Origin of the sequence: Hydrogenobacter sp. T-8, assembly GCF_011006175.1 — a bacterium.
GTDB classification, from domain to species: Bacteria; Aquificota; Aquificia; order Aquificales; family Aquificaceae; genus Pampinifervens; species Pampinifervens florentissimum.
In genome coordinates this window covers 309,329-327,847 of sequence record NZ_CP048795.1, presented here as the reverse complement: position 1 = coordinate 327,847, position 18,519 = coordinate 309,329, and the positions used below count along the sequence as shown (strand labels likewise).

Below are 18,519 nucleotides of genomic sequence, written 5' to 3'. Positions count from 1 at the left end.
CTGTGGAAAACCTTAAGGAAAAACTCAAAGAGTTAGAAAGGCTTTCTCTTGACCCTTTTAAGCCAGAAGCCTTAAGGGAGGAGTTGGAAAATATCATGAAAAGCATCCCAAAAATGAGCAAAGAGGAAAGGGAAGAGCTTTTGAGGTTTCTCCAAAAACTTGAGAAAAGAGTTGAAGAGAATTATCGTATATGCTTTGGCTGGATAGAAGAGGTTTTTAAAGGAGGCTTTAGGAGGCAAGTGTGAGACTTCTCATACTTCTTGTCCTTCTTAACCTTTCCTTTGCCTTTGATAAAGCAGAAATAAACGAGCAGTCCTACAGACTTATAGAATACATGAAAAGAATAGAAGAGTTTCCACAAAGGCTAAGAGGAGAACAGATAAGAGATTGGATGACTCAGGACAGGCTTCCAGAGGGCAGGCTTTTCATAGGAGAGAGGTTTTTTACAGAAAAGGACCTTGAGAGTTTTATGGAGGAGGCTAACCTCTCTGCCATACCAGAGGAGGTTTCTGTGGGGTATGGCTGGACCCTAAGAAGGACCAATATGCGTATGTATCCGAGCGATGCGGTGGTTCATAAGGGAAACCCAAGAATAGACTACAACCAGTATACGCTTCTTGAGCCTCATACTCCTTTGGTTATACTTCATAGCTCAAAGAGTGGAAAGTGGTTATACGCGCATGCACCCTATATGAGAGGCTGGGTAAGGAGAGAGGATGTGGTTTTTGTGGAAAGAAATGAGCTTCTCAAAGTTATGAGCCTGCCCTTTTTGGTGGTAACCAAGGGAAGCGTAAAGGTAGATAGCACTGTCTTTGGACTTGGTTCAAAGGTCTACTACGAAGAGAAGAAGGGAGACATCTACAAGGTAGTCCTTCCAGACAAGAGGAGGGTATGGATAAAAAGGACAGAGGGTCTTGAGGAAGGCTATATAGCCTTTAACGAAAAAAGGACTAAGTCCATATTAGACAGTCTTCTTGGCACACCTTACGATTGGGGTGGAAAGGAGGGAAGGTGGGATTGCTCTTCCTTGGTGCAAAGCCTTTATGCCATATATGGACTTGAGCTTCCAAGAAACTCCTCTCAGCAGGCACAGATAGGCAGGCTTGTAGCGGAGGGTTTTGGTAGCTACGAAGAGTTTAAAGAAACTCTCAGAGCCCTGCCACCCTTTAGGACGCTTCTTTTTATGAGAGGTCATGTAATGATATACGGGGGTTTTGAGGAAGGTCAGCCAGTTATCTACCATGCGGTTCATAAACTAAGAAGGGAGGATGGGTCTCAATGGCATGTAAACAGCATCTATAAAAACCTCCTTGAAAGAGACGGGTTGAGAAACTTATATAAATCTATAGTAGCGGTGAGGGTGCTTGACTAAAGCTCAAGGTTTTCTCCAAAATCTGGTATGTGAGATTCAAAACCCAACTTTTCCTTTATTTCCTTGCTAAAGACCTTCATTTTCTCCTCTTCTCCATGCACTAAAAACACTCTCTTGGGCTTTGAGGTGTAAGAGAGCCACTCAATAAGACCCTGCTGGTCCGCATGGGAAGAAAAGCCGTTTATGGTAAAAACCTTTGCTCTAACCGCTATCTCCTCTCCAAATATCCTTACACTTTCCGCACCCTCTATTATCTTTCTTCCTAAGGTTCCACGAGGCTGATAACCTACAAAAACGATGGCACATTCTTCACGCCAAAGGTTGTATTTAAGATGATGAAGCACTCTTCCGCCGTTAAGCATACCAGAGCCTGCGATTATTATTGCACCAGAGCTTATGGAGTTTATGGCTTTTGATTCTTCCACTTCCTTTGTGTAATGGAGGTTGGGAAGTTCAAAGGGATTTCTCTCCAAAAAGACCCTGTAGGTTTCTCTGTCGTAAAACTCTGGATGGGATGTAAAGAGCTTTGTTATGCTTATGGCTAATGGGCTGTCAAGGAAGATTTCACACCTTGGAAGCCTGCCTTGTTCGTAAAACTCCCTTAGCACATAGAGTATTTCTTGGGCTCTCTCAAGGGCGTAAGAGGGAATTATCACATTTCCACCTTTTCCTATAGCGTACCTTATGGCATCAAGTAGCTCTTCCTTTGATTCTTCAAAGCCTTTATGATTTCTGTCTCCGTAGGTGCTTTCTATAAAGACGTAGTCCGCAAGAGAAGGTGTATCTGGGTCGTGGACTATGGGCTTGTTTTTGTTTCCAAGGTCTCCAGAAAAGATTATTCTCTTGTGCCTTTTGTCCTCGTATACTTCAAGCTCCACAAAGGCAGAACCAAGAATATGTCCAGAATCTCTGAGTTTTAGGCTTATACCCTTAGATAGCCTATACTCTTGCCCGTAGGCAAGCCTTATTTTGAAAAGCTCCATAGCCTCTAACACATCGTATTCTTCATAGAGTGGTGGTTCTGGCACTTTCCCAGTCCTTTGAAGCTTTTTTAGGGCGGTTTTGTAGTTTTCATACATAACCTTGCTGGCATCAAGGAGCATAAGTCTGGCTAACTTGGCGGTAGGCTCTGTGGAGATTATCTTACCTTTAAAGCCTTCTCTCACAAGGAGCGGTATCCTTCCACAATGGTCTATATGAGCATGTGTAAGCACAAGATAGTCTATTTCCTTTGGGTCAAAGGGAAAGGGTTCGCGGTTTTTCCTTTCCTCAAGACCTTGAAACATTCCACAGTCTATAAGAAGTTTTAGACCCCTTGCCTCCACATAGAAACAGCTACCAGTTACCGTCTTTGCACCGCCGTAAGGAATAACTTTCATGTCATGGTTTCAAGGTATAGCTTTGCCACCCTTTGGGCTAAGGCGTTCATCCTTCTTATATATCTTGCCCTTTCTTGGACAGAGATAACACCCCTTGCGTCAAGGAGGTTAAAGGTATGAGAACATTTAAGAAGATGGTCATAGGCAGGAAGCACAAGCCCCTCCTCAAGAAGCCTTTTGGTCTCCTTTTCGTATATTTCATATAGTTCAAAAAGCACCTTTGGGTCTGACTTTTCAAAGTTGTATACGCTCCACTGGTATTCCGCAGGCTTAAAGACCTCTCCGTAGGTGAGCCACTCGTTCCACTTTATATCAAACACACTGTCCACATCTTGAAGATACATGGCAATCCTCTCAAGCCCGTAGGTTATCTCCACCGATATCTCCTCAAGGTCAAGCCCACCCGCCTGCTGGAAGTAGGTAAACTGAGTTATTTCCATACCGTCCAGCCACACCTCCCACCCAAGACCCCAAGCACCCAAAGTAGGAGACTCCCAGTCATCTTCTACAAAGCGAATATCGTGCTCCTCTGGGTTTATACCAAGTGCCCTTAGGCTATCCAAGTATATCTCCTGAGGGTTGTCTGGTGCAGGCTTTAGGATAACTTGAAACTGAAAGTAGTGCTGAAGTCTGTTAGGGTTTTCGCCATAGCGTCCATCCTTTGGTCTCCTTGAAGGCTCCACATACGCCACGTTCCATGGCTTTCTGCCAAGCACCTTGAGAAAGGTGGCAGGGTTCATAGTTCCCGCACCCGTCTCTATATCATAGGGTTGCCAAATCGCACAGCCCTTCTCTGCCCAAAAGCGATGCAAGGTCATGATAATCTCTTGGAAGGTCATGAGTGTTATTTTACATTAACTTCGCTGGTTTTTATAGGATTTTTTCATCACTGCCATCAAAAGCTCTCCCTATCTTTATAACCTCTGCGTTTCTTCTTAGCCTGAAAACCACGAGACGGAAGTTGAGACTGTTTTCCTTGATTACTTTTTCCTTTATAGAACTTAGGTCTTCTCCCGTTTCAAACACGCTGAGCTGAACATGTGAACCTTTCTTTTTGAGAGATTTTCTTACTTTCCCCCTTATCTTTTCCGAGGTATAGTCATAAATCACAAGTCTCATTATGGTACTCAAGCTTAAGGATTTTAAATAGGTCTTTGTACATTTTTTCTATAATTTCCCGCAAGACATCTGTGTATTCTTCAATTAGGATATTAAGGGCTTCCTTACTCATTATGTGTTTATTCCCATTCTTTGAAAAGTATCCTTCCTTTAGTTTGTTTTCTATGAATAGTTTCATAACAAACCTTGTTAGTATGGGTCTTACAGGTTCTATAAGGTCTGAAGCAAAGCCTGCATGTTTACCTCTTCCATTGTGTAAAAAGGAAAGATATGGGTCAAAACTAAGAGATAGTAGGATAGCTTTAGCCTTTTGGTAGCTAAGAGTATACACAAAGCTCAACACTGCGTTTACTGGGTCTGTAGGTGGTCTATAACTTCTTTCTTTAAAAATAGGCACACTTTTTGATAGTATATCAAACATAATTTTAGATACAAGCCCTTCGTATCCCATAAGCTCTGAAATGCTTTGAACCTTATCTACAAGAGCCAGATAATGGTTCAAATCCGTTTTAAACTCTTGCTGTATTCTCTCAATTTTCAAGCTAACTATCTTTTTTGCTACCTCAAGTCTTGAACTTTTCCACAGTGTGTATTGCTGGATTCTCCTTTCCACTATAGAACCAATATTCTCCTCTGGAATGAAAATGCCCTTAATCCTGAAATTTTTTGACATAAGACAGAGACTCACCCCAGCACTGGAGAGCATTCCTATCGCTTCAGTGGTTATAGTTCCACCTCCTACCAAAAATAAGCTTGAAAGTCTTGAGACAGGATAGCTATTCTCACCATTAGTTGTTTTTATATTAAGCCTTCCCTTTTTTCTGTAAACACTATAACCGTTTGAAATTATTACAAGTATACTCATATCACAAAAATATCCCAAGGTTTTATAAAATAACCTTCAGCAACCTCCATGTCTTCCACAGGATATACAAAAAATCTGTCTGTTTTCTCATTTAAGTACGGTCTTAATCTGTCAACAAGTTTTTCTACTTGATTTTTACCCATATCTGTAATATAAAACGTGCTTCTTTGTATGTGAAAACCTGCAGTTTTTAGAATTCTCGCAACCTTTAGTCTGTTTTTGTTATCGCTTATATCATAAACTATAACCCAGTTTTTCATAGCCATACATCAAGCTTCTTTTTTAAGAATTGCATGAAAAATCCCACATAGGAAAAGTAAAGCTCCGTTTCTTCCCAACAGAGAAAAGACAGGAAACTCCTTACTATCTCCATTTTTGACTTTAGACTAAATCCAACATGCATATCTACCCTGTATTCGCTTACTGCAAAAAAGTAAGCTAATGGAGAAAGTATCCACTTATATACGCTTAAAGGAAATTTTTCTTTAATGTTGTAGAAACCATAGGGAATAAATGGTTTACTTAAAGGAATACCTTCATATAGGAAGAATATAGGTACGCAGAGTGCAATAGCTATATTGAAATACTTCTTTCTCCTTTTTATAATTTCAAATATATTTAACTTGGTTGGCAGATCGTGAAATCTCTTTTCTATATATGCGTATGGCTTTTTATATATTTCATGTAGCCAGTAGCTTGTTATTCTTATATATTCTGCACTTTTTTCACGGTCAATAATTGGGAAGTTGCAAAATTTTATCCTATAATCTTGGTTGACAATTACAAGAGGTGTATTGACCTCTTCAGGTTCGTCTCCAAAATAGATGATAGCATCACAGTCTTTGAACCTTATTAAACTATTAGTGTCAAAAGCTATACCAATCTTCAGGTTATCCGGGTAACTCATGCTATGAATTTATATAACGAGGAAGGTCTTGGAAATCTGACATCTTTTTATCTAAAGGATAACAGTAGTTGCAACTCCCCACGGGTCAGATAAAAATGCAACTCCTCCAGGTATTTGGTAAAAGAAGACTTGCCTAGTGTTGCAACTCCCCACGGGTCAGATAAAAGTGCAACTATAGACTAGTTTCAAGCAACAAATATCCAAACGGATGTGTTGCAACTCCCCACGGGTCAGATAAAAGTGCAACGGGCAAAACACTGCAGGAGATGTTATAAGAGCAGTGCTTGGAGAGTTGCAACTCCCCACGGGTCAGATAAAAGTGCAACTTTTCAAGATGTATGTTTCTGATGATACTGTGGAGTACGAATCGTTGCAACTCCCCACGGGTCAGATAAAAGTGCAACCCTACTTTTAAAGTCCTTGAAAGACAAAGATTAGAATAGGCTCTTTTTTGACTTTTGACATGATAAATATCATAAACACGCATCCAACCTTTGAGTATCAAGGCTTATACACGAAGTTGTTGATACATCTTGCTCTGAAGCACACAAGAAAACTGAAAATCTCAAAAACTTCCAAAAGCCTTGTAAAACAACCAAAAGCTAAAGGTAGACAAAATCTCAAAAACTCTGTCTTATGCATAAAATTTTGAGACGAGTATCATTTGCAACAAGTCAAAAGCCAAAAAACCCGTGGAGTTTTTACAAGAACCTCGCCCTATTCAACTGCCAAGATATCACGGGAGCAAAAGCCCCCGAAAATCCACTACTCATATTATAACACATCCACAAAGCCGAAACCCTCTCCTGTCCTAACGCCCCAACCCTTCAGATATAAAAGCCTTAGGCTCTCTGGGTTTCCCTTCAGCTCAAACCTGCCTACAAAGCCTGTGAGATACATAACCCTCTTACCGCTTGCCCTTCTAAAACCTCTTAGGGTATGCTTTATCACCACCTTTTTCCAAAAGAGATACCTCAAACTCACATCTTCGTAGCTATATCCAAGTAAGTCAAAGACCTTTCTATGGAGAAGGTTAAATTCCCTTTCAAAGTTCTTATCCCATGGCAGTATAGGCTTGTCTTCCTTGTCTTCTATTATTGCAGGAGAAAGCACTTTAAAGATAGCCCTTTGGTCTATTTTCTTTACCCTTAGGCTCTTTATGGAGTTTACGCTTATCTTTAGGTTTTTGTCTATTGGAAAGTCTCTTAGACTAATTAACTTTCCTGCGGTCTCTTCTCCAAGTTTTTTGTCCAAAAAGCTCATGTATAGTCTTGCGTAGGGTTCTTTTAGCAAAAATCTATTTCTATTTGTGTCAAGCTCTCCCTGAAAACTAAGAAAAAAGCTAAAGGGTCTTGGACTTCTCTCTGTAAAATACTCCTCACCCAAGAGGCTCTTTAGGGCGGACATGATCCTATTTCTAAACAAAAGAGGCAGGTATTTGTCGCTTAGCCTTAGGTCAACCCTAAGCCTCAAACCATCCATAACCCTTAGCCTTCTTTCCACCCACCCCGAGGTTTTCCAAGCCAACCCTCAGTAGGTTATAGGCATGCTCCAAAAGCTCAGGCTCTTCTTCTCCAAGAGGCTCATAGTCCAAGCAGAATATAAAGGTTGTCCCCTTCTTTAAGGTTAAAAACTTTATTGGCACTGGGCTTTCCCAGTCTCCCGGTGGGTTTTTACCCTTTTCTGTGTAGTAGCCTGCATAATGAGGGTTCATAATATCAAGCTCAAGGTCCTGAGGGTTAAATTTTTTTGGAAAAGCATCAAGGAATATAACCTCACCCCTTTTCTCTTGCGTTCCAAAAATCCTCCTAAAAACCCTATGAGGCTTTCTAATTTTGTAGTCGCTAAGAATTATGCTTATTTCTGTCCTGTCAAGGGTTTCTGTAAGGCTATTTTTTGAGAATTCCTCTTCCTTTGAACTTAGATACTTATCAAGATAGTTAAGAGGCTCTTGTGTGGAAGCGAGTTTTTCCTTTATCCCTTCGTATATGGAAAGCAAAAGCACATGCCTTGTCAAGCCCTTTAGAGTTTCTCCCGGTATGTAAGGAATGCCATAAGTATGGTGGAAAAGAAAGCCGTTTTCCAAAAGGGATGGATAGCCCATACCTATAGCCAACCTGTAAGCGGTCTTTAGCTCAAAGGACTTTTTGCAGGGAAGTTTTGGAGTTTCCAGAGAGTAGTTTTCAAGTTCTCTCAAAGTAGACTCCAACTTTCTTGCAAACTCCTCAGCCTTTAAGCCTTTTTCTAATTCATCCTCTGTAAATTTAGAAACCAAGACCTTGTAAAAGACAAGACCAATATGAGGCGATTTTGCCTTTGAGAGAAGCTCGCTAAGTTGCCTCTTAAAGCCAGCAGGTAGTTCTGAGAAACTATTCAGCCTGCTCTTCATACTTTAGTTCTCCTTCCGCTACTCTTTTTAGCCACTGTGCAAAATACAAGACCTTTCTTGTGTATAGTCTATAGCCCTTAAGGTCAAGCCCCGAGAAAAATTTCACAAGACTATCCACCTGCTTACCTTCTGCCTCCTTTTCTTTGATTTCTATCTCCTTTAGATATCTCTTAATATGCTCCTCTATCTTCTTCCAAGCTTCATCGTTTTTCTTTGACCTTATAAAGGCACAGGTAGTTAAAAGTCCGTTATGGACTATCATAGAGGGTAGCTCTCTTGCGTGTGAGTAATACTTTTCTTTAAGGTCCTTATCTTTTACCTCTACTACCTCTTTCACACAGTCATAGGCAAAGCTTGCAATCTCTTGAAGTTTGCTCTTCATGTTTTCACCTCCCTTAGCTTTACCCTACCCTTACCCGTAGTCATATCGCCACCAAGCCACATCTCTTCCGGCAAGGAATATTCAATGTCCTCATCAAGGAAAAGGTTTACAAAAAGCACACTCTCCGCAGGAAGATACTCGCTCGTCCAAAGTGCACGACTTGCCACCGTTCCCTTGTCTGGGTCTATTCTTACATGGGTTTACACCTCTGTATAGTTTTGCACAAGCTCAGAAAAGACCGTATCGCTCACACACACCACCCTATGCTTATAGCCTATTCCAAGAAGGTCCACAAACTTTTTGAAGTCTTCTCCAGCCTCCTTTGCCTTAAAGACAAACTCCTCAAGCACTACCTGTCCGTCTATGGTTATCTCCATAGAGTAGCAGAGGGCTTCTGTGTCCTCAACCTTTTGCGGAGGGATATCCATACCCACAGTGCGCGCAAACCTGCTTATAACATAGGGACAAGTAACCAACAGGAATATGTGGCTTAAGCTCCTCACAGGAAAGAGTAAAATGCTTGCATCACCAAAGGACACCTTTCCCGCACTTCCCTCTTCTAACTCTCCAGCAGTGCCAAAGACAGACCTTAGGTATTCCAAGTCATCCTTTATCTTTTTTGCCTCATCCTCTTTTAGCTTTTTGCCCTTGCTAACCTCTTCGTCCAAGTCAGAGAGTTTCACTCCCGAGTTGGCAAGGTGTCTTTTCCAGACTTCTCTGAGTGCATACTCCCTTGCAGAACCTTTTATAGCACTGCCGGGAACAAAGGGAAAGCCTGTGTGAACTTCTCTCATTATAGGCAGGTCTACGTGAGACAGCCCCTGACCCGCTCCCACATGGAGAGGAGTTAAAACCTCAATTAGATAGGTTTTTCTTTTCATCCTTCCACCTCCAAAAGTATTCCACTATTCCATCCTCTTTGCAAAAAGTTTTCCAAATTCCAAAGCGTTTTCTTATCCTTACCCATCCTCTTTTTATAGTTAACCGTAGGAACGGACTCTATCTGACATATGGAACAACCCATCCCACCCACATCCAAAGCAGACAGCAAAAGCACACTCCCCGGCTTTATCATCTCCAAAAAGGGCTTTCCAAAGCCAGAAACATACTCTATGCCAGCACTGAAAAACCACAGCACTTCAAACCTCAAGTTTCCTATTTTCAAATCCCCTTTAAGACCGCCTTCTATAAAGAGATGACTAAGGGCATAGAACTTGTAGAGCTTTCCCTTTTGTATGGATACGGGCTTTTCAAAAGCCTTAAGGTCTTCACTATGCATGTAAGATACCCTTCTCTCCCCGCCGAGGAAGACCCTATTATCCCTTATGTCCTCTCTTAAACCCTCCGCCAAAACCCCAATACGAGAACCCTCTGAAAACCTCAAAAAGTCTTGAGAGTATAAAAACCTATCCTTTGCAGTTCTTGTGTCCTTATCTATGCTTATACCAACCCTTTGCTCCTTTTGGATAAAGTCCCTAAGGCTACAGATGGAAAAGTCCCCTTGACCCTTCGCATATTTTGTAAAAAAGTCTTTAAGACTTATAAAGTATTCCCTTGCCTGCTCGTATGCACCTTCAACACCCCTAAGGAGAGGAATACCTCTTTCATTTAGCTTAAGTATCTTTATATTAGGCTTGTCTTCCTTTTTTCTTTCCTTTACCACGTCCGCAGGCAAAGGGATATACACCTTACCATCCTTATACAGAAAAACTCCGTAAACCCTTTCAAATATGTGGAAAAACCTCATTATAGGTGGTGGAAAGGCACTTTTTTGCACATGGGTTTCTCCCCCAGCAAAATGCCTAAGCCCGCCAAAACTCAAAACATCGTAAGGTTCAAACACATACAGCTTCATTCCCTTCCTCCAACTTGGAGAAAAAGCGTGCTATGTAAAAGAGATGCTCTAAAGAGTTAAGGTCTTTCAAAAACCCAGCCTTTTCTAAATCTTCTATCAAAACAGTAGCTTCTTCTTTTTTCAACTTACTCTTTCTGGCAAAAAGTCTTTTTAGTAAGGACACCACTATAGGCTTATAGGAGTCCGCATCCTCTTTGAAAAGCCACAACTCCTCTCTGAGGGCATAAGGCATGTTTTGAGAGATTAAAGAGTCTTTGGAATGCTCAGCTACCTTCTTGACTTTGAAATACTCGGTTATCTTCTTGAAAAGTTGCAGGTCATTCCATTTAAGAACAACACTCACAGGTTGAGAGTTTCTCATAACTACACTTATGCATATCCTATCTCTTCCCTCCCGCTTGGCAAGTTTTTCCGCCTCCCTTAGCTCCTCAAGTAAGAACCTAAGGTTTTCGCTTTCGTGTCCCACCACCAAGCCTGCACTTGTGGTAGCCTTTCCTAACCTAAGAGTTTTTGAGAAATCTCCTCTTATATTTTCCGCAAAGCTCAAAAGGCTTGTAGGATAGCCTACCGCCAACACGTCGTCTCCACCTGCATACACAAGCTCCACACAAGGTTTTTTCTTTTGTGCCTTTTGATAGACACTTTTGGCATATTCAGAAAGCCCTTCTGAAAATCTCCTATGGAAGTCTTCACTTAGCTTTTCCTTTCTAAGCTCCCTCTTTAACCCCAGCCATTTACCCATATTGTCCCCGTCCATCATAAGGAGACCAAAGTAGGAGTTATCTGGCTTTTTATAGCCCGTTATCTCCTTGTCATAAAAGACCCCCTCAAGAAAATCAAGCAGTTCTTCGTAATACTTTCTATCTCCCTGCTCCGCCTCTTCCATCATAGTTCTCACATCCTTTGGGTCAAGCCAATCCGCACTTATATACTCTATTGGCATACTTTCCTTACCCAGCACAAGCCCCACCAAGTATTCCAGCCTGCTTATAACATCCCTATTTCTGTCATTCCTCTTATCCTCTATTAGCCTATTTTTGAAAGGAGCCCATGCAAAGTCCTTTGTGGATGAAAAGCCCTTTTTGTTTAACCTCCCAACCTCCCTAAAGTATTCCATAGCAAACCTCTTTGTAAGACATACGCCACAGAGTTTTTCCCCACTTGACAAAAGCAGTTTCTTTTTCCTTCTTAAGCTCTCCCAATCTATAGCCAGGGCAGGACGCTCTCCACACAGGGTGCAACCATCCGGAAATTCCCCATTGTAGATCCCCTCATCCACCCTACCCCTATACGCCCTAAAGCTCTTTTTAGCACCCAAAAATCTCTCCACGAGGTCGTAAGTGTATCCATAGTCCTCCGCATCTTCCACTTGACATAACTCCATAGTCTCAAGCCATTGCTTTTTATCTATAAAGTCCTGACACTCACAGAAACTCTCAAAGTATCCATCCACATGTTTTTCAAATTGAAGACGCTCCCCAGTGGATAAACCGAGAGATAGTATAACATGGTTGTATGTATCTTCCCAAGTTTTCTTAAAAACTTCTCTTAGCCTCTCACACAGGTCTTGTGTGCTTTTTATCACTATTCTATTAGGATACCCCGCAAGCTCTGTGCTTTTAAGCCCGGGTGCATAAACAGGATACACCACATCTCCCAATCCCTTATTTCTTATGTATTCTATAAGCCTTTCTGTAAAATACGAAAGTAAAAAGCTGGAGTTAAAAAGGTCAAGGAGTTTTCTTGATTGAGATATAAAGCTCTGCACGGGAGAAAAGGTGAAGATGCATAGTTTCATACTTTTACCTCCACAAAGCCTACGCTCTTTAATCTTGAAACCGCATCTTCAAAATCCCTACGGAACTTTTCTTCAGAATAGGGAAGGTTTTCCCTGCCGGGTTTTCTAATCCCTGATATGTCCCAGTATTTACCCTTGGTTTGAAGTAGAAAGTTAGCACCCTCTGGAAGAAATCTGCACATAAAAGCAAGCACATAAAAACCATCTTCCTTTACAAGAAAGATAAAAGGAGAGCCTCTTCTTCTATCACTCCTTTCTTCGTTCTCTTGCCTTCTTTGAGTAGACCAGTTTAATTGAGCTTGAGGTCTTACTGGTTTATTGTTTTGCTGTCTTTTTTCAAGGCTTTTACTTTGATACATTATTGGCAGACCAAACACATAGTTTTTCAATTCAATAGATTTAGGTATAGGATTTGACCTTATGTATTGAGCTATACCCGTTTCGTATTCGTAGGTTCTGCTATCTCTTAGCCTCACCTTCCTATATAAGTTTCCAAGAAATCTTATGGCATCTTCCCAGTTATCAAAAGCCCTTTGATACCTAAGCACCCTTAGGTTATTCAAGTTAGGAAGGTCATTAAATCCAGAGCCAATTTTAGGTATATCTTTGAAAATCTTGTCTTTACTTAGTATTTCAGACCAATAGTCTCTACTTAGGAGTCTTAGGCTTAGAGACTCTTCTTTGCTTTTCATATTTCCAAAGCCTTTTCTCGCCCGGTATCCTATACCACTAAAGTTAATTGCAAGGTTTACAAGACTTCTTACAAGTTGCTCAGAAACTTCCCTATAAATTACCTCCAAATAAAACTTAGAGCCAGAAGGGATACAAGTTCTCCCTCTTGCCCCCATACCAAGCATATATATTGGCTCTCTTCTATCCTTTAGTATATCAACGGTAGATACATGACCTTTTGTTCTTACCATTATCTTAGCAGTTTTTTCTTGAGAGCCAAAAAGCTCCGCCTCGTATTTAAATATTTCTTCACTATTATTGAGATAGGTTGCCAATATTACCCTCCACCACCATCTCAAAAGCCCCACAAAGCTGGCAGGTCTAAGTTCAGCCTGCTTCTGTGCATTACCTATAAAAGCAGGAGTAATAAATTCCAGCTCAAAGGTTAACTTTCTCATCCTTCTCCCTCACAAGCCCTTTCGTATACATGGTCATCGTAAAGAAATCTCTCCACTACACTTCTCATCTCTTCCCTATACTTTAATAAAATCTCCCCGTTATCGCCCTTTCTGACAGCCACAATATTGTTTTCCAAACCAGAATGTGCGTAAAAGTTCCTTTTAGCCCTATCATCTCTTAATAATTCTTCTGTAGGAATTGGTCTGAAGTTGTTATTAATTAATCTTCCGTAAATTTCCCAATCTGTTCCAGCACGGACATTCCCGAGCCTTCCCATATCCATCTCAAGCATATCCACATTTACAGACAGTCCATAAGAGAGGTAAATTTTGCAAAACTTTTTCATATCCTTTATAGTAAACTCCCTCTTACCCTCTGGCTTTATACCAAGTGTTTGAAGGCTTTTGGATATATGATAGTATAGTGCCAAAGAGTAGAAGACAGCAAACTTTTCTCCAATAGCCTCAGGTATTGTATATTTATAGTTTTTCACATCCTCCTTAAACTCTCCCGGGTCATACTCCTCTATGTATTTCTTCAAGAGTTTCTCCAATTCTTCTTTTATTCTCTCTGGAGTATCGTATCCAAAGGTTATAACTACACCCGGTGCATTGTATTTTATGGCTCTGTAGGTTCTATAGTAGTTCTTTAGTATCCTCTCTATGCTTTTATCTAAGCAATGTTTCCTTGCAAAGCTTTCATCTGGTTTCTGTTTTATAGGTGTGTCAAACCAAACCTTTACCTCTATGTTTACATCATCGTATATCTTTGGTGTTTCCACGCCGTGAAGTATAGGGTCTGAATATAAGAGCTTAGCCTCAATAGAACCTTTTGAAAAATGCATAAGTTTATCAAAGACCACAAGGTTTCTAAAGGCTTCCCTGAGAGCATCCATATAAACATTTAGCCCCTGAGAGATATCGCAGTAATATATACCTTTGCCCTTTGAGAGATATACCCTTAGAAGATTAAGGAATATCCAAAACTTAATGTATTCAAAAGTCCCGCCAAAGTGGTAGCCGTTTATATTTCCCAAACTTGGCATAGGAATAAGCTCAACCTCTTCAATATCCTGCTGTATCTGTTTATACTCTTCATCCCAATTTTTTGTATATAGAGAGTGTGGCACAAAGGCATAGAGTTTTACGCTATTTTTGTAGAAGTCTTCCAAGACTTTACCCGGTATTATCTGTATAGTTTCATCTCCCTTGTATCCTCTATACTCAAATTCCACTACCTTTTTGCCACGAATACCACCATGAACCCAGAAAACGAAGTGGTTATTAGCATTAGAGGACTGGACAGCTTCCTCCACCTTTGCTCCCATCCCCATGGGTTATATTATAACAAATTAACTCCGCAAAATGGGTTATAATTATCCGAGACTCCTATGGAGAGGGATTGTCGTAGAGCTTATATTCAGATTTAATGAGCAGGGACATGAACTTCTTAATATTTTCCCAAAAGGGGTCTATATGAGGGTTCTTTTCTCTTTCCGCATCTTCAAAGTAGGTTAAGGACTTTAGGAAAATTCCGAGGTTATAATTTTCATACTTCTTCTTTAAATCTTCAAGCAAGTTATGTAGACTGATTGAGTTTCTATTCATGAGATACCAAAGGTCAAAGAAATCCTTTTTACTTCCTCTCTGTGCTATAGCTATAGCCTTCATACACAAAATATCTCTGTCTTTTGCTATGTATACACCCAAATCCTTCCACAGCTCTGGTTCTTCCAAGAGAGGATACGGATAGTTGAAAAAGGAAAACTTGACCCCTTCTACAAAGAATATAAGAGTCCCGTCGCTTATAGAAACTATTTCTGCTGTTGTGTTCCTGAGTTTTTCTAAGAGCACATTGGCGTTAAAGTTGTGAGAGGGGAAAGTGAAAAAGTCAAAATCCTCAGAAAGCCTATGAGCATACCTAATAGTCAACGCAGTTCCGCCCGCCAAATAAAAGCCTTCAGTAAGGGATAAAGATACTATTTTCTCTAAAGTTTTTTTCTGAATATCTTTTAAGCTCTTCTTCTGAGACATCTAAAACCACCTTCCAAAAGCTCCTGTCTTTCCCACGAAACCTATGCAGGTTATTCAAAAACACTCTTCTTAGCTCTTCTTTCCTAAAAAGCGGTGCTATTTCAAGAGGATTTGCATATAGCATAGCCCTTATCAAAAGCTCCTCTCTTCCCTCTTCTCCATCCCAAGAAAACTTCTTCAAAAATACTTCTTGCTCCATCGTGTAAATTATAACACTTAAACATCCAGCATAAAAAGATGTCATTTTAAACTCCACACGGTGGATTAGCAACGGATATGGTAAAGTCTGGGAAAGGATAGAAGCTTTAGTTTCAACTCCACACGGTGGATTAGCAACGAGATTAAGCTAATACTTCTAAATGCTTAAAAAGCAAGATTTCAACTCCACACGGTGGATTAGCAACAGCCCCCAGAGGACTGGGAGCTTAAGGTTAAGAAAGATTTCAACTCCACACGGTGGATTAGCAACCTTGCTCACCTCAAGCTCAGGTATCTCTACCGGAGCAGAGATTTCAACTCCACACGGTGGATTAGCAACGGGGGTGAAAACATCAAAAGAATATCCGCCAGAACAAGATTTCAACTCCACACGGTGGATTAGCAACGGACTAAAAAACGCCATAAGCAGGTATGTTTCTGTTAATTTCAACTCCACACGGTGGATTAGCAACCAAAGGTTTTTCCATAATTCTCTTGCCCAAATGCCCAATTTCAACTCCACACGGTGGATTAGCAACCTCAACTTGCCACATAAAGAATAATAAGACATATCAAGCCTTTTGTCAAGGGGATACCCCTCTCAAGTGAAGGTGGTTTGCCAAAAGTGGCAGGTTCTGCAAGGTTGAGTGCGGTATTGTCAAATTTAAACCATTGAGAAACAAGGTTTTTAAGCACCTATCATCAAAACATCAAAGCATCATTGCATCTTTATGCCAAAACATAAAAGCATAAAGGCATTAAAATATAACCTATGAGAGGTAAGCAAAAGAAAAGGCAAAAGTTTAAGAGAACCACTATATCTCTACCTTATGACCTCTGGGAAAACCTGCGTATAGAGAGCATAAAAAGGAACACCTCAATGGGAGAGCTAATAGCCAAAAAGTTAGAGGGGCTGGAAAAACTCAAAGAAAAGACCGCCATAATGCAAGTGGACGAGGAGGGACTTTTCAAACCTCTTGAATGAATACTACCCCCTTAACTTCAAGAAGCAAAAGCCCTATTCAGTTGCCAAGATGTCAAGGGGTTTTTAGCCCCTAAGTTAGCCTCAAAAATATTATAACAGCTGTCTTAGGTATGGGTTGAACTTTCTTTCCTGTCCTATGGTAGTCTCCTCGTAGTGTCCGCATATTACCAATACATCGTCCTCAAGCTCTGAAAAGATTCTCCTTAGGGAGTTTCTTAGTGCGTTGAGGTCTCCGCCGGGTAAGTCCCATCTGCCTACTCCACCTCTAAAGAGCAGGTCTCCTGCTATGAGGATTTTGCTCTTTTCCTCATAGAGACAGCAAAGACCAGGAGTGTGTCCGGGGGTGTGGATTATGCAAAGGGTGGTGTTTCCCAGTTTTATCTCCATTTTGTCCTTTAGCTCTATGTCTGGCTCTGGACAGGGGAGGTTTGCCTCTATCTGTCTTTCAAAGCCCTGCCATATGGGGTCGTTTATCAGAAATCTGTCCATAGGGTGTAGATAGAAAGGTGCGTTGAATCTCTCCTTTAGAGTCCTTACCTGACCCACGTGGTCTATATGTCCATGGGTTGCTACTATACCTACAAGTTGGTAATGTTCTAATTCTCTGATTATTTTATGAGCGTCCGCCCCCGGGTCTACTACAAGGGCTTGACCACTCTCCTCGTCCACTAACAAAGAGCAGTTAACAGAGAGAATTCCTACTGGCAAGACCTTCAGTATCATCAGATCCTTATGAGGTCATAGAGCAGGTGTGGGAATATGCCAAGCAAGACCACAAACAGAGAGCAAAGGAGTAATGTGAGGGCTTCACCGCCAGATACCTTTGTGGGTGGAAACCTCTTTTCACCCTCTTCAAGGAACATGGAGACTATAACCCTCAGGTAGTAGCCGGCAGATATGATGCTGGCAACCACGAAGGCAAGGGCTAGGGGTAAAAGCAAGGTGTTGACAAGACCCATAAAGAGGCCCAGTTTTCCTACAAAGAGAGCCATGGGCGGTATACCGATGAAGGCAAAGAGGAATAGGGCAAGGAGGGATGCAAGGACTGGATGTTCCTTGAAAAGCCCCCTGTAGTCTAACATATGATGGGAAAAGCCGGGCTTCTTCTCAAGCACAGACAGGAGGGTAAAAGCACCAAGGCTTGCGAAGGCATACAGGGAAACATAGAAAAGAAGAGCCTTCTGAAGGTAAGGGTCTACAGTGCTTATACCAAGAAGAAAATAGCCTGCGTGGGCGATGGTGGAGTAAGCCAATAGCCTCTTGACGGATCGCTGGGCGTAAGCCACGAAGTTGGCGTAGAACATGGAAAGAAGGGAAAGAAGAGCCACAAGCACAAGCCACTGCTTGAGATGGTAGAAGTAGCCAAGGAGCTGAACAAGGAGAAAGTAAAGGGCAACCTTTGGCACAGAGGACAGGTAGCCCGTTATAGGTGTAGGTGCACCCTCGTAGGCATCCGGTGTCCAAAAGTGGTAAGGCACTGCAGAAGCCTTTAGGGCAAGGGCGGACAGCAAGAGGAGCATGGAGAGCATAAAGAGGCTGTTCTCATCCCGATATTCTCTGAAAAAAAGGGTTCCCGTGCTGGCATAGTAGAAGACAGAGCCAAGGGCAAGCATGGAGGTGCCTACAGAGCCTATGATAAGGTATTTGTAGCCCGCCTCCTTTGAAAGGACATCACCCCTCAGGAGGGAGACCATTACATACATGCCTATGCTGGCAAGCTCAAGGGACACAAAAAGCAGAAGGAGGTTCTTTGAAGACACAAGTATGGAAAGCCCAAGGGTTGAAAGAAGGGGAAGGTATGAAAGCTCTGTGTAAACGGAGTCCTTTTTCTTGTAGTAGTCGTGCATGGAAAAAAGCACAAGGCTTGTAAGCATATAAAGGACAGCCTTTCCAAGCAGGTTGAGGGCGTTTACCTCAAAAAGGTCAAAGAGGGCTTTCGCCGGATACTGCACAAAGAGAAGGCTTATAAGGGATGCGATAGGCACGAGGGCGGAGAGGATGCTAAGAGCCCTGTAGTGTTTTTTGTCAGAGAAAAGGTCAAGCACGAAGACCAGGAGTATCCCCAAAGAAAGCACAAGCTCGGGAATTAGGACATTCCAATTCATC

The 18,519-nt window shown here is 41.5% G+C and carries 22 protein-coding genes and 2 CRISPR repeat arrays; of the genes, 3 read left to right on the top strand and 19 right to left on the bottom strand.

Annotated elements, in window-relative coordinates; genetic code table 11:
• Window positions 1-2: 2 nt before the first annotated feature.
• Together G3M65_RS01870 and G3M65_RS01865 are read left to right on the top strand one after the other, a co-directional pair.
• Complete coding sequence (locus tag G3M65_RS01870; protein WP_173832879.1) at window positions 3-245, top strand: hypothetical protein; 243 nt, start codon at window positions 3-5, stop codon at window positions 243-245.
• Window positions 242-1,372: an SH3 domain-containing protein gene (locus tag G3M65_RS01865; RefSeq protein WP_254426290.1), complete on the top strand. Its 1,131-nt coding sequence runs from the start codon at window positions 242-244 to the stop codon at window positions 1,370-1,372. Before G3M65_RS01870 ends, G3M65_RS01865 begins: the two co-directional genes overlap by 4 nt.
• Here G3M65_RS01865 and G3M65_RS01860 read toward each other — a convergent pair.
• The 17 genes from G3M65_RS01860 to G3M65_RS01780 all read right to left on the bottom strand — a co-directional run bounded on the left by G3M65_RS01860 (window position 1,369) and on the right by G3M65_RS01780 (window position 15,429).
• Window positions 1,369-2,751: an MBL fold metallo-hydrolase RNA specificity domain-containing protein gene (locus tag G3M65_RS01860; RefSeq protein WP_173832878.1), complete on the bottom strand. Its 1,383-nt coding sequence runs from the start codon at window positions 2,749-2,751 to the stop codon at window positions 1,369-1,371. The genes G3M65_RS01865 and G3M65_RS01860 overlap by 4 nt on opposite strands.
• A complete protein-coding gene (locus G3M65_RS01855; RefSeq protein ID WP_173832877.1) occupies window positions 2,748-3,590 on the bottom strand; it encodes a glycine--tRNA ligase subunit alpha in 843 nt (280 codons plus the stop codon). Before G3M65_RS01855 ends, G3M65_RS01860 begins: the two co-directional genes overlap by 4 nt.
• Before the next feature lie 31 nt (window positions 3,591-3,621).
• Entirely contained in the window at window positions 3,622-3,870 is a 249-nt protein-coding gene (gene cas2, locus G3M65_RS01850) for a CRISPR-associated endonuclease Cas2 (protein ID WP_173832876.1), read from the bottom strand.
• Complete coding sequence (cas1, locus tag G3M65_RS01845; RefSeq protein WP_173832875.1) at window positions 3,851-4,735, bottom strand: CRISPR-associated endonuclease Cas1; 885 nt, start codon at window positions 4,733-4,735, stop codon at window positions 3,851-3,853. Before cas1 ends, cas2 (G3M65_RS01850) begins: the two co-directional genes overlap by 20 nt.
• Window positions 4,732-5,001, bottom strand: coding sequence for a CRISPR-associated endonuclease Cas2 (gene cas2, locus G3M65_RS01840; protein ID WP_173832874.1), 270 nt, complete (start codon window positions 4,999-5,001; stop codon window positions 4,732-4,734). Before cas2 (G3M65_RS01840) ends, cas1 begins: the two co-directional genes overlap by 4 nt.
• On the bottom strand, window positions 4,992-5,642 hold the full coding sequence (locus G3M65_RS01835) for a hypothetical protein (RefSeq protein WP_173832873.1): 651 nt from the start codon (window positions 5,640-5,642) through the stop codon (window positions 4,992-4,994). Before G3M65_RS01835 ends, cas2 (G3M65_RS01840) begins: the two co-directional genes overlap by 10 nt.
• A 67-nt stretch (window positions 5,643-5,709) precedes the next feature.
• Window positions 5,710-6,046: a CRISPR direct-repeat array (repeat unit 35 nt; unit sequence GTTGCAACTCCCCACGGGTCAGATAAAAGTGCAAC).
• A gap of 370 nt (window positions 6,047-6,416) precedes the next feature.
• A complete protein-coding gene (gene cas6 / locus G3M65_RS01830) occupies window positions 6,417-7,124 on the bottom strand; it encodes a CRISPR-associated endoribonuclease Cas6 (protein WP_173832872.1) in 708 nt (235 codons plus the stop codon).
• Window positions 7,105-8,031 carry a type III-B CRISPR module RAMP protein Cmr6 gene (gene cmr6 / locus G3M65_RS01825; protein ID WP_173832871.1) on the bottom strand — a complete coding sequence of 309 codons (927 nt, stop codon included), beginning with the start codon at window positions 8,029-8,031 and terminating at the stop codon, window positions 7,105-7,107. The genes cas6 and cmr6 overlap by 20 nt, the downstream gene beginning before the upstream one ends.
• Window positions 8,012-8,413, bottom strand: a complete 402-nt coding sequence (gene cmr5, locus G3M65_RS01820; RefSeq protein ID WP_173832870.1) for a type III-B CRISPR module-associated protein Cmr5 — start codon at window positions 8,411-8,413, stop codon at window positions 8,012-8,014. The genes cmr6 and cmr5 overlap by 20 nt, the downstream gene beginning before the upstream one ends.
• The gene (locus tag G3M65_RS01815) at window positions 8,410-8,580 is read right to left on the bottom strand and encodes a hypothetical protein (protein WP_173832869.1); all 171 of its coding nucleotides are present in this window, start codon (window positions 8,578-8,580) and stop codon (window positions 8,410-8,412) included. Before G3M65_RS01815 ends, cmr5 begins: the two co-directional genes overlap by 4 nt.
• A 33-nt stretch (window positions 8,581-8,613) precedes the next feature.
• Window positions 8,614-9,294 (bottom strand): type III-B CRISPR module RAMP protein Cmr4, encoded by a 681-nt coding sequence (cmr4, locus tag G3M65_RS01810; RefSeq protein WP_173832868.1) that lies wholly within the window; start codon window positions 9,292-9,294, stop codon window positions 8,614-8,616.
• Complete coding sequence (cmr3, locus tag G3M65_RS01805) at window positions 9,291-10,268, bottom strand: type III-B CRISPR module-associated protein Cmr3 (RefSeq protein ID WP_173832867.1); 978 nt, start codon at window positions 10,266-10,268, stop codon at window positions 9,291-9,293. Before cmr3 ends, cmr4 begins: the two co-directional genes overlap by 4 nt.
• A complete protein-coding gene (gene cas10, locus G3M65_RS01800; protein ID WP_173832866.1) occupies window positions 10,249-12,066 on the bottom strand; it encodes a type III-B CRISPR-associated protein Cas10/Cmr2 in 1,818 nt (605 codons plus the stop codon). Before cas10 ends, cmr3 begins: the two co-directional genes overlap by 20 nt.
• Complete coding sequence (gene cmr1, locus G3M65_RS01795) at window positions 12,063-13,196, bottom strand: type III-B CRISPR module RAMP protein Cmr1 (protein WP_173832865.1); 1,134 nt, start codon at window positions 13,194-13,196, stop codon at window positions 12,063-12,065. Before cmr1 ends, cas10 begins: the two co-directional genes overlap by 4 nt.
• On the bottom strand, window positions 13,193-14,530 hold the full coding sequence (locus tag G3M65_RS01790) for a TM1812 family CRISPR-associated protein (RefSeq protein WP_173832864.1): 1,338 nt from the start codon (window positions 14,528-14,530) through the stop codon (window positions 13,193-13,195). Before G3M65_RS01790 ends, cmr1 begins: the two co-directional genes overlap by 4 nt.
• Window positions 14,531-14,585: 55 nt before the next feature.
• Window positions 14,586-15,230, bottom strand: a complete 645-nt coding sequence (locus tag G3M65_RS01785; protein ID WP_173832863.1) for a nucleotidyl transferase AbiEii/AbiGii toxin family protein — start codon at window positions 15,228-15,230, stop codon at window positions 14,586-14,588.
• The gene (locus G3M65_RS01780) at window positions 15,157-15,429 is read right to left on the bottom strand and encodes a hypothetical protein (protein WP_173832862.1); all 273 of its coding nucleotides are present in this window, start codon (window positions 15,427-15,429) and stop codon (window positions 15,157-15,159) included. Before G3M65_RS01780 ends, G3M65_RS01785 begins: the two co-directional genes overlap by 74 nt.
• A 45-nt stretch (window positions 15,430-15,474) precedes the next feature.
• Window positions 15,475-15,967: direct repeats of the CRISPR family, unit length 28 nt; unit sequence TTTCAACTCCACACGGTGGATTAGCAAC.
• 233 nt (window positions 15,968-16,200) lie between these two features.
• On the opposite strand from G3M65_RS01780, the gene G3M65_RS01775 reads away from it, so the two are divergent.
• Window positions 16,201-16,413, top strand: a complete 213-nt coding sequence (locus G3M65_RS01775) for a chromosome segregation protein SMC (RefSeq protein ID WP_173832861.1) — start codon at window positions 16,201-16,203, stop codon at window positions 16,411-16,413.
• A 90-nt stretch (window positions 16,414-16,503) separates the two neighbouring features.
• Here the strand turns inward: G3M65_RS01775 and G3M65_RS01770 are convergent, their stop codons facing one another.
• Both G3M65_RS01770 and G3M65_RS01765 read right to left on the bottom strand, forming a co-directional pair.
• Entirely contained in the window at window positions 16,504-17,136 is a 633-nt protein-coding gene (locus G3M65_RS01770) for an MBL fold metallo-hydrolase (protein WP_173832860.1), read from the bottom strand.
• Window positions 17,136-18,518, bottom strand: coding sequence for an NADH-quinone oxidoreductase subunit N (locus tag G3M65_RS01765; protein WP_173832859.1), 1,383 nt, complete (start codon window positions 18,516-18,518; stop codon window positions 17,136-17,138). The genes G3M65_RS01770 and G3M65_RS01765 overlap by 1 nt, the downstream gene beginning before the upstream one ends.
• Window position 18,519: the final 1 nt, after the last annotated feature.

Bases quoted from the DNA above. Each gene is read 5' to 3' on its own strand.
- G3M65_RS01860 (WP_173832878.1), bottom strand. From the start codon at position 2,751: ATGAAAGTTATTCCTTACGGCGGTGCAAAGACGGTAACTGGTAGCTGT.
- G3M65_RS01855 (WP_173832877.1), bottom strand. From the start codon at position 3,590: ATGACCTTCCAAGAGATTATCATGACCTTGCATCGCTTTTGGGCAGAG.
- cas2 (WP_173832876.1), bottom strand. From the start codon at position 3,870: ATGAGACTTGTGATTTATGACTATACCTCGGAAAAGATAAGGGGGAAA.
- cas1 (WP_173832875.1), bottom strand. From the start codon at position 4,735: ATGAGTATACTTGTAATAATTTCAAACGGTTATAGTGTTTACAGAAAA.
- cas2 (WP_173832874.1), bottom strand. From the start codon at position 5,001: ATGGCTATGAAAAACTGGGTTATAGTTTATGATATAAGCGATAACAAA.
- G3M65_RS01835 (WP_173832873.1), bottom strand. From the start codon at position 5,642: ATGAGTTACCCGGATAACCTGAAGATTGGTATAGCTTTTGACACTAAT.
- cas6 (WP_173832872.1), bottom strand. From the start codon at position 7,124: ATGGATGGTTTGAGGCTTAGGGTTGACCTAAGGCTAAGCGACAAATAC.
- cmr6 (WP_173832871.1), bottom strand. From the start codon at position 8,031: ATGAAGAGCAGGCTGAATAGTTTCTCAGAACTACCTGCTGGCTTTAAG.
- cmr5 (WP_173832870.1), bottom strand. From the start codon at position 8,413: ATGAAGAGCAAACTTCAAGAGATTGCAAGCTTTGCCTATGACTGTGTG.
- cmr4 (WP_173832868.1), bottom strand. From the start codon at position 9,294: ATGAAAAGAAAAACCTATCTAATTGAGGTTTTAACTCCTCTCCATGTG.
- cmr3 (WP_173832867.1), bottom strand. From the start codon at position 10,268: ATGAAGCTGTATGTGTTTGAACCTTACGATGTTTTGAGTTTTGGCGGG.
- cas10 (WP_173832866.1), bottom strand. From the start codon at position 12,066: ATGAAACTATGCATCTTCACCTTTTCTCCCGTGCAGAGCTTTATATCT.
- cmr1 (WP_173832865.1), bottom strand. From the start codon at position 13,196: ATGAGAAAGTTAACCTTTGAGCTGGAATTTATTACTCCTGCTTTTATA.
- G3M65_RS01790 (WP_173832864.1), bottom strand. From the start codon at position 14,530: ATGGGGATGGGAGCAAAGGTGGAGGAAGCTGTCCAGTCCTCTAATGCT.
- G3M65_RS01785 (WP_173832863.1), bottom strand. From the start codon at position 15,230: ATGTCTCAGAAGAAGAGCTTAAAAGATATTCAGAAAAAAACTTTAGAG.
- G3M65_RS01780 (WP_173832862.1), bottom strand. From the start codon at position 15,429: ATGGAGCAAGAAGTATTTTTGAAGAAGTTTTCTTGGGATGGAGAAGAG.
- G3M65_RS01775 (WP_173832861.1), top strand. From the start codon at position 16,201: ATGAGAGGTAAGCAAAAGAAAAGGCAAAAGTTTAAGAGAACCACTATA.
- G3M65_RS01770 (WP_173832860.1), bottom strand. From the start codon at position 17,136: ATGATACTGAAGGTCTTGCCAGTAGGAATTCTCTCTGTTAACTGCTCT.
- G3M65_RS01765 (WP_173832859.1), bottom strand. From the start codon at position 18,518: ATGAATTGGAATGTCCTAATTCCCGAGCTTGTGCTTTCTTTGGGGATA.